This window comes from Actinomadura keratinilytica (genome assembly GCF_039539665.1).
In the GTDB taxonomy this organism is placed as follows: Bacteria; Actinomycetota; Actinomycetes; order Streptosporangiales; family Streptosporangiaceae; genus Spirillospora; species Spirillospora keratinilytica.
The window spans coordinates 1-15,514 of the sequence record NZ_BAABDO010000068.1; the positions used below are offsets into that span (position 1 = coordinate 1).

General features: G+C 75.1%; 10 protein-coding genes and 1 pseudogene. 6 read left to right on the top strand and 5 right to left on the bottom strand.

Going from position 1 to position 15,514, the window contains the following annotated elements; translation table 11 throughout:
• Positions 1 to 1,524, top strand: a pseudogene (locus tag ABD879_RS20460) (hypothetical protein); the annotation flags it as partial.
• A 7-nt stretch (positions 1,525 to 1,531) separates the two neighbouring features.
• Here ABD879_RS20460 and ABD879_RS20465 read toward each other — a convergent pair.
• A complete protein-coding gene (locus tag ABD879_RS20465; protein WP_345023106.1) occupies positions 1,532 to 2,380 on the bottom strand; it encodes an alpha/beta fold hydrolase in 849 nt (282 codons plus the stop codon).
• 123 nt (positions 2,381 to 2,503) lie between these two features.
• Here ABD879_RS20465 and ABD879_RS20470 point away from each other — a divergent pair, with 123 nt between their 5' ends.
• A complete protein-coding gene (locus ABD879_RS20470) occupies positions 2,504 to 3,046 on the top strand; it encodes a hypothetical protein (RefSeq protein ID WP_345023107.1) in 543 nt (180 codons plus the stop codon).
• A gap of 24 nt (positions 3,047 to 3,070) precedes the next feature.
• Here ABD879_RS20470 and lysX read toward each other — a convergent pair whose 3' ends face one another.
• Positions 3,071 to 6,358: a bifunctional lysylphosphatidylglycerol synthetase/lysine--tRNA ligase LysX gene (gene lysX, locus ABD879_RS20475; RefSeq protein WP_345023108.1), complete on the bottom strand. Its 3,288-nt coding sequence runs from the start codon at positions 6,356 to 6,358 to the stop codon at positions 3,071 to 3,073.
• Between the two features lie 266 nt (positions 6,359 to 6,624).
• Here lysX and ABD879_RS20480 point away from each other — a divergent pair, with 266 nt between their 5' ends.
• From ABD879_RS20480 to ABD879_RS20490, 3 genes are all read left to right on the top strand, one after another.
• The gene (locus tag ABD879_RS20480) at positions 6,625 to 8,550 is read left to right on the top strand and encodes a serine/threonine-protein kinase (protein WP_345023109.1); all 1,926 of its coding nucleotides are present in this window, start codon (positions 6,625 to 6,627) and stop codon (positions 8,548 to 8,550) included.
• A gap of 95 nt (positions 8,551 to 8,645) precedes the next feature.
• Positions 8,646 to 10,388, top strand: a complete 1,743-nt coding sequence (locus ABD879_RS20485) for a serine/threonine-protein kinase (protein WP_345023110.1) — start codon at positions 8,646 to 8,648, stop codon at positions 10,386 to 10,388.
• Between the two features lie 105 nt (positions 10,389 to 10,493).
• Positions 10,494 to 11,981, top strand: coding sequence for a serine/threonine-protein kinase (locus ABD879_RS20490; protein WP_345023111.1), 1,488 nt, complete (start codon positions 10,494 to 10,496; stop codon positions 11,979 to 11,981).
• A gap of 49 nt (positions 11,982 to 12,030) precedes the next feature.
• Here ABD879_RS20490 and ABD879_RS20495 read toward each other — a convergent pair whose 3' ends face one another.
• The 3 genes from ABD879_RS20495 to ABD879_RS20505 all read right to left on the bottom strand — a co-directional run bounded on the left by ABD879_RS20495 (position 12,031) and on the right by ABD879_RS20505 (position 14,794).
• Positions 12,031 to 12,657 carry a response regulator gene (locus tag ABD879_RS20495; protein WP_345023112.1) on the bottom strand — a complete coding sequence of 209 codons (627 nt, stop codon included), beginning with the start codon at positions 12,655 to 12,657 and terminating at the stop codon, positions 12,031 to 12,033.
• A gap of 104 nt (positions 12,658 to 12,761) precedes the next feature.
• Complete coding sequence (locus ABD879_RS20500) at positions 12,762 to 13,427, bottom strand: response regulator (protein WP_345023113.1); 666 nt, start codon at positions 13,425 to 13,427, stop codon at positions 12,762 to 12,764.
• Positions 13,424 to 14,794, bottom strand: a complete 1,371-nt coding sequence (locus tag ABD879_RS20505) for a sensor histidine kinase (protein ID WP_345023114.1) — start codon at positions 14,792 to 14,794, stop codon at positions 13,424 to 13,426. The genes ABD879_RS20500 and ABD879_RS20505 overlap by 4 nt, the downstream gene beginning before the upstream one ends.
• A gap of 258 nt (positions 14,795 to 15,052) precedes the next feature.
• On the opposite strand from ABD879_RS20505, the gene ABD879_RS20510 reads away from it, so the two are divergent.
• Positions 15,053 to 15,259: a hypothetical protein gene (locus tag ABD879_RS20510; RefSeq protein WP_345023115.1), complete on the top strand. Its 207-nt coding sequence runs from the start codon at positions 15,053 to 15,055 to the stop codon at positions 15,257 to 15,259.
• Positions 15,260 to 15,514 lie beyond the last annotated feature (255 nt).

Below are 15,514 nucleotides of genomic sequence, written 5' to 3' on the forward strand. Positions count from 1 at the left end.
GCCGCGGCCACCGCCGGACGCCGCGTCGTGCCGCCCCCGGGCGACCCCCGCGAGATGGCGGACGCGGCCGAGGGCCTGCGCCGCTACCTGGCCGACGGCGGAGTCCTCAAACGCGGCCCGCTGCGCCCGGCCCCGCAACGCCGCGCCGAGCCGCTGCTGTCGGGCGCCCGCGTGGACGGCCGTGCGCCCGACACGCCCGACCGGCTCGCCGTGCTGTGCGCCCACCTGGAGGCCCTGGCGGCATGCCGGGAGCTGCAGCAGGCATGGGAGGCGACCGGCGCCGCCTTCGCCACTGACGCGCCGCCGCACGAGCGCCTGGCCCGGTTCCACCGCGCCCACGAACGGGTGGCGCGCATCCGCGCGGCCCTGCCCGCGCTGGAGGAGACCGCCGCCCTGCTGGACGGCGCGGGTCTGGACGTCCCGCTGCACCGCCCGGAGCTGTGGCACGAGTACCTCACCGGACTGCGCAGCGCCCTGCTCGGCGTGGACGCCGGACGGGCCACCGCCGACCTGACCGCCCTGCGCGACTCCATCCCCCGGGGCGAGGACGACCCGCCCGAGCTGCGCGCCGCGCTGGCCGCCCTCGACGACCGCGACGCCGCCGCCTACGCCCGCGCCCTCGACGACCTGGCCGCCGCCCGCCGCGAACGCGAGCTGCAGGTGCGGTGCGAGGAACTGCTCGGCCGCGTCCGCGCCGTCCACCCCGGCCTCGCCGACGCGCTGGCGGCCACCGCCCGCGACGCCGCGTGGACGGAACGGGCCGCGCGCTGGGACGAGGCGTGGACGTGGGCGCATGTGTCGGGCCGTCTGGCCGAGCACGCCCGCTCCCCGGCGGAGACCCGCGTGCGCCAGGCGCTCGCCGAGGCCGAGACGCGGCACCGCGACCTGGACGCCGAACTGCTCGCCGCCCGCGCCTGGGGCGCGGCGCTCGCCCGGCCGCACCTGGTACCGGCCTGGGTGCTGCCGCTGTGGGACGTCCCGGACGCGCTCGCACCCGAACCCGACGCGTTCGACGCCGTCATCATCGACGGCGAACACGGCGCCGGGGCCGAGGCGCTGTTCCTGCTGTGGCACGCGCCCCGCGTCATCCTGGTGGGGGAGAGCGGCCCGCCGCTGCCCATGCCCGACGGTGCGCCGCCCGTCTCAGACCTCCCCGCCGGGCTGCGCGAGGTGGTCAGCCCGACCGCGCCCCTGTTCACCGTCCTGCTCGACGCTCTGGGCGGCCGCCCGCGCCAGGCCGCCGAACCTCCGGCCGCACCCGCCGCGCCATCGCCCGCCGCGCCGCCGCCCGCCGCGCCGAGCACGCGTACGGGGCGGTCCATCGCCACCTACAAGCGCCGGGAGCTGGTGGAGCTGATCGGCCGCATCGCCCGGCAGGACCCGGACCTCACCGACGACCGGCTCATCGCCGTCGCCCGCGCCCGGCTCGCCTGCCCGCCCGACGAGCACGACCTCGTCCAAGCCCGCCTCCGCTTCGCCCTCGACGTCCATCGCGGCCTCCACCGCGGCACGGACGCGCCGTGACCGGGGGCTACCGAACACCCCGCACGATCTGCTCGGCGTGCGTCCACAGCAGCGCGCCGCCCGCCTCGGGCAGGAAGTGGCGGCGCGCCCCCGGGATGCGCCGGGCCAGCGTCGCACCGAAGTCGGGCGAGTGCGTCGGATTGGTGTCCTGGCCGCCGTACCACAGGTCCACGGGGACGGCGATGTCCGCCACGTCGAACGGCCAGCGCGAAAAGTGCAGCACCGTGTCGCGCGCATAACCGCCCGCGCCCTGCGCGAACCCCTCCGACAGCGCCCGCCGGAACGCCGCCTCGAAGTCGGGCCGCAGGTACACGTCGCGGTCGACGGCGGGGCTGCCCTCGACGCTCATCCGCCACATCGCGTCGGGATCGCCGAACGCGGCGAACTCGGCCTCGGCGGCGGCCGGGTCGGAGGCCACCAGCTCCACCAGCCCGCGGATGTCCGGCGGCAGGTGCTCGGCGAACACCGGATGCGCCAGCTCGTCGCCGCCGGACACCACCGCGACCGCCGCCGCGACGCCGCGGACCGCGCACGCCAGCGCGAACGGCGCGCCCTGCGAGAAGCCCACCACGCGCGGCGCGTCCAGCCCGAGCTCGGCGACCAGGTGCGCCGCGTCGTCCGCCCAGTCCAGCAGCGTGCGGCCCGGGCACGGATCGGACGCGCCCAGCCCCGGCCGGTCCACCGTCACCAGCCGCACGCCCGGCGCGTCGAACCCCAGCCACCTGCTCCACCCGGCGCCTCCGCACAGCAGCACGGGCACGCCGTCGGCCGGGCCCCGCTCGGCGTAGCCGAGGACGCGCCCGCCGGGGAGCTTGATCGTGCCCAGCCGGTCCGGGTCGGTGAATGTCAGATGCATGATCGACAATGCTGCCCCAGCCGTCCCGTCCGGCGCACCCTGGCCCCTCCACTCCGCGCGGCGGGCCCCGGGGAAACGGCGTTTCGGGGTACAGGACGGCGCCGCTTCTGTAGAAACAGACGTGTGACGGGATGGGACGAGCCGTCGCTGGCGCGGCTGCGCGCGGCGGCCTACCGCTGGGACGGCGCCGCGGGCATGGACGTCCTGCGGGACCGGCCGCTCGGCCCGGTGCTGCAGTACGCCGGAGACGTCCTGGTCGCCGCCCTCGAACAGGACGTTCCCGGCGCCGCGGCGATGGCCCGCAAATGCCTGGAGGAGCTGGACGGCCGCGGCCTTCCCGGCGACGCCGAACTGGCGGGCGACCTGTCGGCCGCGCTCGGCGCGCCGCGCGGCCCGGAGCCGGCGCGGGTGCCGGTCGACCTCGGCGCGCTGGCCGCCGCGCTGGACGAACCCGGCCCGCACGCGGTCGATCTGCGCACCGGCGACGTCGTCCCCGCCGACGAGGCCGGCGCGTCGTTCACCGACGGCCTGCGGTACGAGCCCGAACGGTGGCTGGTGCTGTGGGGCGAGCCCGGCGGCGACCGCGGCGACGAGGACCGGCGGCGCGGCCGGGCCCGCCGCTGGCTCGCCGAACACGGCTGCCGCCCCGGCCCCCGCACCCTGTGACCGCGGCCGCACCCGCCGCGGCGCCTACGACCCCGGCTTGACCAGCGGGAACGGAATGGTCTCCCGGATGGTGCGGCCGGTCAGCGTGATCAGCAGCCGGTCGATGCCCATGCCCATGCCGCCCGCGGGCGGCATCGCGTACTCCAGGGCGCGCAGGAAGTCGGCGTCCAGCTCCATCGCCTCCGGATCGCCGCCCGCCGCCTGCAGCGACTGCTCGGTGAGCCGCTCCCGCTGCAGGATCGGGTCGATCAGCTCCGAGTACGCGGTGCCCAGCTCCAGGCCGAACACGATCAGGTCCCACTTCTCCGCCAGCCGCGGGTCGGCGCGGTGCGGGCGGGTCAGCGGCGAGGTCTCGGCCGGGTAGTCCCGCACGAACGTCGGCGCGACCAGGGTCTCCTCGACCAGCGCCTCGAACAGCTCCTGCACGATCCTCCCCTGGCCCCAGCCGGGATCGACGTTCACGCCCGCCCGGTCGGCCAGCTCCCGCACGACGCGCTGCGGGGTGTCGGGGGTGACCTCCTCGCCGAGCGCCTGCGACACCGACCCGTACACGGTGATCTCCCGCCACGGCTCGGCCAGGTCGTGCTCGACGCCGTCGCGCACCACCACCGTCGTGCCGAGCGCCGCCTTGGCCGCCGCCGTCACCAGGTCGCGGGTCAGCTCGGCCATGGTGTCGTAGTTCCCGTACGGCTCGTAGGCCTCCAGCATCGTGAACTCGGGGTTGTGCCGGTTGGACACGCCCTCGTTGCGGAAGTTGCGGTTCAGCTCGAACACCTTGCCGACCCCGCCGACCAGCAGCCGCTTGAGGTACAGCTCCGGCGCGATCCGCAGGTACAGCTGCATGTTGTAGGCGTTGATGCGGGTGGTGAACGGCCGGGCCGCCGCGCCGCCGTGGATCGGCTGCAGCATCGGCGTCTCGACCTCCAGGAAGCCGCGTTCGCGCAGCGCGTCGCGCACCGCGGCCACCGCGTCGCCGCGCATGCGCAGCATCCGGCGGGCCTCGTCGTTGACGATGAAGTCGACGTACCGCTGCCGCACCCGCGCCTCGGGGTCGGCCAGGCCGGTCCGCTTGTTGGGCAGCGGCCGCAGGCACTTGGCCGTCATCGTCCACGACGCCGCCAGCACCGACAGCTCCCCGGTGCGGGACGTGACGACCTCGCCGGTCACCCCCACCAGGTCGCCGAGGTCCACCAGCGACTTCCAGCGCCGCAGCGCCTCGGCGCCCACCGCGTCCTCGGCCAGCATCACCTGCACGTCGCCGGTCTCGTCGCGCAGCGTCGCGAACACCAGCCGGCCGTGCTCGCGGGCCAGCACCACCCGCCCGGCGATCGAGACCTCCTCGCCGGTGCGGGTGTCGGGCGCAAGGTGCGGATGGCGGGCGCGGATCTCGGCGGCGAAGTCGGCGCGGTCGAACCCGAGCGGGTAGGGGTCCATCCCGGCGGCGCGGATCTGGTCGAGCTTGGCGTGCCGGACCCGCTCCTGCTCCGACAGGCGGCGCACCGGCGGGCGCGGCCCCTTGGCCGCGTCCTCGATCTCCTGGATGCGGGCGACGACGTCCGGCGGCGGCACGGTGCGGGCGGCGCGCTCCAGCTTGGGCCGGTTGAGGTTCGGCAGGAACCCCTCGGCGCGCGCGTACGCCAGGCCGAGCCGCACCAGGTCGCGGCTCTGCTCGTAGCAGATGAACCGCGGCCGCCACTCGGGCAGGTACTTGGCGTTGGCCAGGTACAGCGACTCCAGCTGCCAGAACTTGGACGCGAACGACAGGAACCGGTACGACAGCCGCGCCACCGGGCCGGCGCCGATCTGCGAGCCGCGCTCGAACGCCGAGCGCAGCATCGCGAAGTTCAGCGACAGGTGCTTGGCGCCCAGCCCGGCCACCTTCTCGGCCAGCTTGGCGACCATGTACTCGTTCAGCCCGTTCTCGGCGGTGCGGTCGCGGCGCATCAGGTCCAGCGACAGGCCGGTGCGGCCCCACGGGACGAAGCTGAGCAGCCCGCGCAGCCGCCCGTCGGCGTCGAACGCCTCCACCATCACGCAGCGGCCGTCGGTCGGGTCGCCGAGCCGGCCGAGCGCCATCGAGAAGCCGCGCTCGGTCTCCTCGCCGCGCCAGGCGTCGGCGCTGCGGATCAGCTGCTCCATCTCCCACTCGGGGATCTGCGAGTGCCGCCGGATGCGCACCGAGTACCCGGCCCGCTCCACCCGCCGCACCGCCTGGCGGACCTGCCGCATCTCCCGGCCGTCCAGGTTGAACTCGGTCAGGTCGATGATGGCCTCGTCGCCGAGCTCCAGCGCGGTGAACCCGTGCCGCTTGTAGGCGTGCGCGGCGCGCTCGCCCACGCTGACCGCGCCGGGGATCCAGGCGTGCGCCCGGCACTCGCTCAGCCACGCCTCGATCGCCTGGTCCCACGACTCGGGGTCGCCCAGCGGGTCGCCGCTGGCCAGCGACACCGAGCCCTCCACCCGGTAGGCGATGGCGGCCTTGCCGTTGGGCGCCACGATGACGTCCTTGTCGCGGCGCAGCGCGAAGTAGCCGAGGGAGTCCTGGTCGCCGTACTCGGCCAGCAGGGTGCGCGCGGCCAGCTCCTCCTCGGCGCTGAGCACCGCCTCGCGCCGCCCCGGCCGGAACATCGCCCAGAACGTGATGACCAGCAGGCCGGTGCCCAGCACGCCGATGACGGTGTCGACCCAGCCGGGCACGTTGACGTTCAGGTCGCCGCCGGTCAGCCCGGCGCCCAGCACCGTCTGCAGCACCACGTAGGCCGGGTGGGTCCACCCGCTGCCGCCCGCGTCCCGGTCGGTGAGGAACACCAGCAGCGTGCCGACGCCGCCGCTGACCACCAGCCACACCGAGAACACGATGGCGGCCAGGCGCCGGTTGGCCCGGTCGGGCAGCGTGGTGAACTGCCCGCGCGCCGCGACCAGCAGGCCGAGCACCGCGCAGTACGACACGGCGGTGACGATCTCGCCGCTGGCCGTCGGCTCGGCCGGGTCGAGCACCACGGCGATCAGGATCAGCACCGAGTACGCCGCGTACAGCCCGAACAGCAGCACCAGGATCCGCCAGGCGGCCTTCTTGCGCCGCCGGATCCCCATCGACAGCAGGATGTACAGCAGGCCGAGCGGCAGGCTCGGCGACAGCCCGAGGTAGTAGATCCAGCGCAGCGCCCAGATGTCGGCGATGCGCAGGATGAGGTCGGACGACAGCCACGACAGGATCGACAGGATGCCCGACAGCCGGGTGTACCAGAAGAAGACCGTCGGCACCGACTCGACCAGGCTCCGCCACGCGCCGGGCAGGCCCCTGTCCGTCATGCTGCTCCCATCGCGACCGTGCCGCTCGCCGCCGCGCCGCCCGTACCGGTGCGGCAGGTGATCGAGCTGCGTTCTCTTCTTTGTACCGGCTGCCGCGCCCTCATGCCTCCGCCCGCCGCGCGGCGGGACCCGCCCAACGGCGCCGCGCGGATTCCGCCCATGATCGTTGCGAACTTCGGGCAGGCGGCGGACGTCCTATCCGGAGGAGGGCCGTGGCCGCCGAGTCGGGTCCAAGGTTGTCAGCAAAAGTCGATATGGTCGCCGATATGCCGAACGAGACCACCGGGGAGCGGTTGCTCGCCCGCCGTTACCGACTGGTGACCCCGGTCGGCCGCGGCGGCATGGGCACGGTCTGGCATGCGCACGACGAGGTCCTCGGTCGTGACGTCGCGGTGAAGGAGGTCATCCTCCCGCATGGTCTCACCGACGAGGAACGCGCGGTCCAGCACAAGCGCACCTTCCGCGAGGCGCGCACCGCGGCCCGGCTGGGGCATCCCGGGGTCATCACCGTCTACGACGTGGTCGAGGAGGACGACCGGCCCTGGATCATCATGGAGCTGCTCCGGGCGCCGTCCCTCGACCAGATCATCAAGACCGAGGGCCCGCTGGAGCCGCGCCGCGCCGCCGAGCTCGGCCGGCAGATGCTGGCCGCGCTGCACGCCGCGCACGAGGCCGGGGTGCTGCACCGCGACGTCAAGCCGTCCAACGTGCTGGTCAGCCGGGGCGACCGCGCGGTGCTCACCGACTTCGGCATCGCCACCGCGGCCGGCGACGCCACGCTCACCCAGACCGGCCTGGTCATGGGCTCGCCCGCCTACATCGCGCCGGAACGGGCCCGCGGCCGCACCGCCGGGCCCGCCTCGGACCTGTGGTCGCTGGGCGTCACCCTGTACGCGATGCTGCACGGCAAGTCGCCGTTCGAACGTTCCGAGCCGATGGCCGCGCTGGTCGCCGTCATCTCCGAGGAGCCCGATCCGCCGGAGAACGCCGGGCCGCTGGCGCCGGTGATCGAGGGCCTGCTGCGCAAGAACCCCGAGCAGCGCATGGACGCCATCGAGGCGGGGGCGCTGCTGGACGACATCGTCCGCATGGACACCGTCGACACGCAGCGCACGATGGCGGTCGAGATGCCGCTGGAGGAGCTGCTGGGCCGCCCGGAGGGCCGCGCGTCCGAACCGGCGGGCGGCGACGCGGCGGGCACGGCGGTGGACGAGACGGCCGCGGACGCCTACGCCGACCTGTACGCCGACAAGCCGGGCGACGGTGCGCCGGGCGGCGCGGGCGAGCCCGGCGGGTCGCCGTCCGGGCTCGACACCCAGCCGCACCGGTGGGACGACGAGGACGCCGCCCGCCCGTCCGGCGGACGGCGGGGCGACGCGCCCGGCGCCACCCGCGTGAGCCCCGCCGGGAACGAGATGGGCGCGCCCGCCGCCCCGGTGTCCGGCACGCGGCCCGTGGACGGCGGCCTGCCGCCCACCGGTCCCGCGCGGCGGCCGCCCGCCCTGGGCAGCGGCGTCGTCATCGCCATCGTCCTCGTCGTGATCGTGCTGGTCGCCGTCGCCGGCTACGCCCTGGCCCGGGCCGGCAAGGACGACAACGAGGGCGCCACGCGCGGCGCCACCCAGCCGGCCGCGTCCTTCTCGGCGCAGGTCCGCTCCGCGCCGGCGACGGGCTCGGCCGCCGCGTCGTCGTCGCCCCCGGCCACGCCGACCACGGCCTCCCGCGTCCCGGAGGGCTTCCGCCTGTACCGCGGCAAGAACTTCTCCACGGTGATCCCCGAGGACTGGAAGGGCCCCGAACGGCGCGCCTCGTCCCCCAGCAGCGTGTTCTTCACCCCGCCGAGCGGCGAGGGGTACATCCAGATCGACCAGACCTCCGACCCGAACGAGAGCGCGCTGAAGGACTGGCAGAACCTCGCCCCCTCGGTGCGCGACAGGTTCCCCGGCTACGACGAGATCAAGATCGCGCCGGTGAAGGAGGGGGAGCCGGTCAGCGACCCGTCCGGTGACGACGCCGCCGACTGGGAGTGGACCTACAACGGCAAGTCGGGGCGCCTGCACGCGCTGAACCGCGGGTTCGTCATGGGCGGCTTCGGGTTCGCGATCCTGCTGGTGGCGCCGGACGACACCTGGGACGACACGTTCGCCGAGCTCGCCCCCGTCTACGAGAAGTTCGAGGCCGACGACGACTGACCCTCCGGGCGGCGCACCCGGCTTCCGGCCCCCTCGCGGCCGTATTCGAGGAACATGAGCGGATTCGACTACGCAGATCGGTAGGGTCGCCACACATGTCGCAGGGGGACAACACGGAAGCGGGCGCCGGCCGGCTGCTGGCCGGGCGCTACCGGCTGGTCTCGGTGGTCGGGACCGGCGGCATGGGCACCGTCTGGCGGGCCCGCGACGAGACCCTCCACCGCGATGTCGCGGTCAAGGAGGTCGTCGTGCACGCCTCGGTGAGCGAGGAGGAGCGCCGCGAGCGGCACGTCCGCACCCTGCGCGAGGCGCGGGCGTCGGCGCGGCTGAACCACCCGGGCGTGGTGACCGTCCACGACGTGGTCGACGAGGACGACCGCCCGTGGATCGTCATGGAGCTGCTGCGCGCGCGGTCGCTGCAGGACCTGGTGGACGAGGACGGCCCGCTGCCCCCGGCGCGGGCGGCGGGCATCGGCCGGCAGATCGTGTCGGCGCTGCGGGCCGCGCACGCCGTGGGCATCCTGCACCGCGACATCAAGCCCGCCAACGTCCTGGTCGCCGACGACGACCGGGCCGTGCTGACCGACTTCGGCATCGCGCACGTGGTGGGCGACGCGACGCTGACCAAGACGGGCCTGCTGGTGGGGTCGCCCGCGTACATGGCGCCCGAGCGGCTGCGCGGTGAACGGACCGTGCCCGCCTCCGACCTGTGGGCGCTGGGCGCCACCCTCTACACCGCGTGCGAGGGCAGGCCGCCGCACCACCGCTCCGACGCCATGGCCGTCCTCGCGGCGATCATGACCGAGGAGCCGCCCCCGCCGCGCAACGCCGGCCCGCTCACCCCGGTGCTGCTGGGCCTGCTGGAACGCGACCTGGGCAGGCGGATGACCGCCGAGCAGGCCGAGCCGCTGCTGGCGCGGATCGCGGCCGGGTCCACGGCGGTGGACGCCCCCGCCCATCCGGCGCCTGCTCCCCTCGCCGCGCCCCCCGTCGCGGCACCGCCCGTTTCCACGCGGTCGGCCCCCGCGCCGCCCGGTCACGTGCCGGACGGCACGACGCAGAACGCGACCGCGCTCCTCCCGCACGGTGGCCAGGTGTGGTCACCGAACGACGTGGCCGCCACGTCGCCGGGCGGCGGCCAGAAGGGACGAACCGGGCGTTCCGACCGCCATCTGGTGCTGATGACCGTCGGCGCCATGATCGCGGTCACGGCGGTCGCCATCGCCGTCACGGTCGCCCTGTGGCCCGACCGCAAAGGCGGCGCCGCCCCGCAGGTCACCCAGTCCGCGCTCGCGGGCGTCCCGACCGGCCGGGCCGCCACCACCGACGCGGCGGGCGAGACCCAGACCCCCGGGACGGCCGACGCCACCCCGACCCGCTCCAAGGCGTCGACGCCCGCGGCACCGGCCGGGTTCCGCACCGTCAGCGGCCCCGGCTACACCGTCGCCGTCCCCGCCGGCTGGGTGCGCTCCGCAAGCGGCGCCAGCGTCTTCTACCGCGACCCGGCGACCGGCGCGTACGTCCAGATCGACCGCACGCCCTGGACCGGCGACCCGACCGGGCACTGGAGGCAGTGGGAGCGCGAGGTCCTCGCCAAGAACACCCTGCCCGGATACCGCCGCCTGGACCTGCGGACCGCCGACGTGGACGGGTACCCCGCGGCCGACCTGGAGTTCACCTTCGACGCGCGCGGCGGCACGCGCGCCGTCGACCGCGGCGTGCGGGTCGGCGGCAGGTCCTATGCGGTGTTCATCGCGGTTCCGGCGTCGAGGTGGAACGACTACCGGGAAACCGTGAACAATGTCCTGGACACGTTCCGCCCGACAGCGGTGCGCTGAACCACGGGACGGCCAGAGGCGTCCCGGAACCACACATGTCCGCGACGTGCGTGTCGGGCGGAGGGCCCGGTGCGGCGCGCGGCCGCGACGGGGGACCATAAGGTCATGGGAGAGGGTCATCTGCTGGCCGACCGCTACCGGCTCGACGAGGTGGTGGGCCGGGGCGGCATGGGCACGGTATGGCGGGCCTATGACGTCACGCTGGATCGCGAAGTCGCCATCAAGGAAGTGGTGCTGCCGCCGGGGCTGACCGCCAAGGAGCGGGACGTGCTCTACGAGCGCACCTTCCGGGAGGCGCGGGCCTCGGCGCGGCTCAACCATCCGGGCGTGGTCACCGTCCACGACGTGGTGCAGGAGTCCGGGCGGCCGTGGATCGTGATGGAGCTGGTGCGCGCCCGCTCCCTGCAGGACCTCATCGAGCAGGGGCCGCTGGACCCGCGCCGGGTCGCCGAGATCGGCCTGCAGACGCTGTCGGCGCTGCGCGCCGCGCACGAGAAGGGCATCCTGCACCGCGACGTCAAACCGAGCAACGTGCTCATCACCGACACCGGCCGGGTGGTGCTGACCGACTTCGGCATCGCGCAGGCCGAGGGCGACTCCGCGCTCACCCAGACCGGGCTGGTCATGGGCTCGCCCGCGTACATCCCGCCGGAGCGGGCGCGCGGCGAGCGGGCCGTGCCCGCCTCGGACCTGTGGTCGCTGGGCGCCACCCTGTACGCGGCGGTGGAGGGGCGCTCCCCCTACGAGCGGTCGGACGCGATGGCGTCGCTGGCCGCCGCGCTGAGCGAGCCGGTGCCGCCGTCCCGCAACGCCGGTCCGCTGGCGCCGGTGCTGAACGGGCTGCTGGCCCGCGAGCCGGCGCACCGGATGACCGCCGCGCAGGCGATGCCGCTGCTGACCCGCATCGCCTCGGCGCCGCCCCCGTCGCCCCCGCAGGCCCCGCCGCCCCCGCCGTCTTCCCGGGCGATGCGGGTGCCCGCGCCGCGTCCGCCCGCCGAGCGGCACCCGTCCTCGCGCCGTCCGGCGGAGGCGCCCCGCGCCTCGTCCGGCCTCGGACGCGTCGACGAGACCGTGGTGGACGACACCGTGCTGGACGACCCCGGCAGCGGTTACGGCGCGGCGGCCTCGGCGTCGGTGCCGGCTCCGGCGCGCACGGCCGACGACAGGCGCGGCGCCGACGAGACGGTGCTCGACGCGACCGAGTTCTACGGCGATCCCCGCGACGGCCGGGGCTCGGCGGGCTCGCCGCCGCCTCCGCCTCCCGTGTCCTCCCCGTCTTCCTCTTCGTCGCCGTCGTACCGGTCGGGTAGGGCGTCGCGTCCGTCCGGCGGCGCCGACCCCGAGGCGCGCACGCTGCTGGAGACCGAATGGGAACCGGCGACGCGGCAGCCGTCGTCGCGGTCGGCCACACCGCCGCCGTGGGAGCGGTCCGCCGAGCCGCCCCGGCGGTGGGAGCCGAGCTCGGCCGCGCGCCGCAACCACGTCCGCGAGCAGGTGCGCACGCTGGTGTACGTCGTCGTGGCGGTGATCCTGGTGGTGGCCGCCGTGCTGGCCGGGGCGTTCATCCTGCGCAACAAACTCACCGGGGGCTGACCGCGCCGGCCGCCCGCCGCGCCGGCCGCCCGCCGTGCCGGGCGCGGGCTCAGCCGCCGGGGAACAGCGCGTCGAGGGCCTCGCGCAGGTCGCCGACGTGGCTCTCCAACCGGGCCAGGTCGTCGTCCGCGGTCGGCGGGCCGGTGCGGCGCGAACGCAGCCGCGCCACGTCGTCCTCCACCCGGGCCAGCCGTTCGCCGAGCGACCGCAGCAGCCGGTCGCCCTCGCCGGCCTGCGCGTCGCCGGACACGGCGCGGCGCAGCAGCTCGGCCTGCCGCCGCAGCCGCATGTGCCGGCGGTGCAGCTCGACGAACACCGACACCTTGGCGCGCAGCAGCCACGGGTCGAACGGCTTGGTCACATAGTCGACGGCGCCGACCTGGTAGCCGCGGTAGACCTGCTCGTCGGCCGAGCCCGCCGCGGTCAGGAAGATGATCGGGACGTCCCGGGTGCGGGGGCGGCTCTTGATCCGCCCCGCCACCTCGAAACCGTCCATCCCCGGCATCACCACGTCCAGCAGGATCAGCGCGAACTCGTCGTGGAGCAGCTGCTTGAGGGCGGCCGGCCCGGACGAGACCGGCACCACCTCGACCGGCAGCACGTCGAGCACCGCCGCGACGGCGACCAGGTTCTCCTCGCGGTCGTCGACGGCCAGGATCCTCGTGGCGTGCGTCACCTGACTCCCTCACCCGGCGGCGGACGACTCGCGTCCACCCTGTCATGTCCGCGCCCCCACCGAACAGCGCACGGCGGCCACCGAACACCGCGGATTGAGAATTTCTAGGGCAGCCAGCCGGGTTTGACAAGTCCGGATTCGTACGCCAGCACCACCAGCTGCGCCCGGTCGCGCGCGCCGAGCTTGACCATGGTGCGGCTGACGTGCGTCTTGGCGGTCGCGGGGCTCACCACCAGACGCTCGGCGATCTCCTCGTTGCTCAGCCCCTCGCCGACGAGCGCCATCACCTCGCGCTCGCGGTCGGTGAGGGCGTTGAGCCGGGGGGAGGGCGCGGGCTCCTTGGCGCGGGCGGCGAACTCGGCGATCAGCCGGCGGGTGACGCTGGGCGACAGCAGGGCGTCCCCGGCCGCCACCGCCCGCACCGCGTGGATGAGCTCGACCGGCTCGGTGTCCTTGACCAGGAAGCCGGACGCGCCGCCGCGCAGCGCCTCGAAGACGTACTCGTCCAGCTCGAACGTGGTGAGGATGACGATCCGCACGCCGTCCAGCCGCTCGTCGGAGCAGATGCGCCGGGTGGCGGCCAGACCGTCCATGCGGGGCATGCGGATGTCCATGAGGATGACGTCGGGCCGCAGCCGCTCGGCCGCCGCCAGGGCCTCCTCGCCGTCGCCGGCCTCGCCGACCACCTCGATGTCGGGCTGGGCGTCCAGCAGCGCGCGGAACCCCGCGCGGACGAGCACCTGGTCGTCGGCGAGCACAACCTTGATCACTCGGTACTCCCTGGCGTGTCCGGCCCGCGCGCCGCGGCGGTGGAGGCGTCGGCCGGGGCCTCCGGCGCGGGCTCCTCGATGATGGGCAGTGTCGCACGGACGGCGAAGCCGCCGCCCGGCCGCGGCCCCGCGGCGAACGTCCCGCCGAGCGCCGCGGCGCGTTCCCGCATGCCGCGGATGCCGCTGCCGCCGGCGTGGTCGTCCAGCAGCGACACCCCGCGGCCGTCGTCCTCCACCCGCACCGAGATCTCGTGCTCGCCGTAGTCGAGGCGGACCCGCACCGTCACCGGGCCGGGCCCGGCGTGCCGCGACACGTTCGTCAGCGACTCCTGGACGATGCGGTAGGCGGCCAGGTCGGTGCCCGCGGGCAGCGGCCGCCGCTCGCCGGTGATCTCGGCGCGGACGTCGAGCCCGGCCGAGCGGGCCCGGTCGAGCAGGTCCTCCAGCCGGGCCAGCCCGGCGGTGGGGGACCGCGGTGCGCTCTCGCCCTGCGAGCGCAGCACCCCGATCACCGAGCGCATCTCGGTGAGCGCCTCCCGGCTGGCCTCCTTGATCGCCGCGAGCGCGGTGCGCGCCGCCGCCGTCCCGGCCGGGCCGGGGTCGTCGTCGAGCAGGTGCAGCGCCACCCCGGCCTGCACGTTGATCATCGAGATGTTGTGCGCCAGGACGTCGTGCAGCTCCCGGGCGATGCGCAGCCGCTCCTCGCTGGCCTGCCGCTTGGCCTCCTCGGCGCGGGTGCGCGCGGCCTCGGCCAGCTTCTGCCCGCGCATGCGGATCAGCTCGGCGGCGATCAGCACCACCAGCGCCCACGTCACGGTGACCGTGATGGTCACGAGGTCGGGCTTTTCCACCGGGAACAGCGTGTCCTCCTGGCCGCGCCGCTCCAGCGGCACGCCGATCACGGCGGTGAGGGCGAAGTATCCGGTGAGGGCGGCGAAGGCGCCGCCCCAGGCGATCACGCGGCGGCCCGCCAGCACCACGCCGAGCAGCGCCACGCCCGCCGAGACGGCCGCCGGGCCCATGACATAGGCGCGCAGGAAGTACAGGCCCGTGACGAGCCATGCCAGGGCCATGGTGAGGACGGGGCGGCGGCGCCGCAGCAGCAGCACCGCCGGGCCCGCCAAGAGCAGCGCGACGCCGAAGGCGTCCAGGGGCTGGAAGGGGTAGTCGTGCGCCCCGGTGTGCCCCCACGGCCCTTGTTCCCCCCAGGGACCTCCCTGCGGCCCTTTGCCTCCCCCTCCGCTCTGCGCGCCGACGGAGCCGCCGACCTGGAACAGGGCCACGAACAGCGGTGCCAGCCATACCGGCCACTGCGACGGCGTGGGCCAGTGCGCCCGGGCGTGGGCGCCTCCCGCGCTGGTGCTCATTCCTGCAGGCTACGGGCGATCCGGACGGCCCGGCATCGGCTCCCGGGAGTGATGCGAGGTACTCCCTGGGATGTACCGGGCGCGGCGTGCGCGGGCGCCCGGCGCACCGAATTCAGTTGACATGTGGGCGGTTTGTAGCGGAATGTCGATACCAGGGGTTGTTGATCGTGTGCGTCCGTGTTCGTTTTGAATGCGGGCCGATCTTGTACTGTGTAGAGTTCTGCCTGCTTGGCAGGGTTGTTGCAGCGGGGGGAATGAGTGCGCAGGCTCTTGGCGGTGGGGCGCCGGATCGACGCGACGGCGCGCGCGATGCGGCGGATGTCCCGCCTGCGGCTCGGTCTTGTGATCGTCGTACTGGCGCTGGCCGTGGCGGGCATGGAGGTCGCGGCGCTGCGGCTCGGCTCGTTCGAGCTGCCGCTGCCCACGAGCCAGGCGGTGGCCGACCCGGCGGACGGCGGCAACTGACGTCCGCTGCGGCGGCACGGCGGGCGGCTGACGCGCCCGGGTGGAAGTGCCGCGCCATGCTGCGCGCCGTGAGGCGCCGGCACACCATGCGGCGGCTCCGCATGTGCTCGGGGTCGTCCAGGCCGATCATGGACGGGGCGGACGGCGGCTGCGGACGGTAGCCGCCCGCGTTGCTCCACAGCTGCGGGGCGCGTTCGACGGCGAAGACGTCCGCGTGCCGGGCGATGCCCCACAGCCCGTTGGCCTCATGGCGGA

What these genes read in the sequence shown, in the direction of transcription:
- ABD879_RS20480 (WP_345023109.1), top strand. Translation starts at nt 6,625, where the DNA reads ATGCCGAACGAGACCACCGGGGAGCGGTTGCTCGCCCGCCGTTACCGA.
- ABD879_RS20490 (WP_345023111.1), top strand. Translation starts at nt 10,494, where the DNA reads ATGGGAGAGGGTCATCTGCTGGCCGACCGCTACCGGCTCGACGAGGTG.
- ABD879_RS20505 (WP_345023114.1), bottom strand. Translation starts at nt 14,794, where the DNA reads ATGAGCACCAGCGCGGGAGGCGCCCACGCCCGGGCGCACTGGCCCACG.
- ABD879_RS20465 (WP_345023106.1), bottom strand. Translation starts at nt 2,380, where the DNA reads ATGCATCTGACATTCACCGACCCGGACCGGCTGGGCACGATCAAGCTC.
- lysX (WP_345023108.1), bottom strand. Translation starts at nt 6,358, where the DNA reads ATGACGGACAGGGGCCTGCCCGGCGCGTGGCGGAGCCTGGTCGAGTCG.
- ABD879_RS20485 (WP_345023110.1), top strand. Translation starts at nt 8,646, where the DNA reads ATGTCGCAGGGGGACAACACGGAAGCGGGCGCCGGCCGGCTGCTGGCC.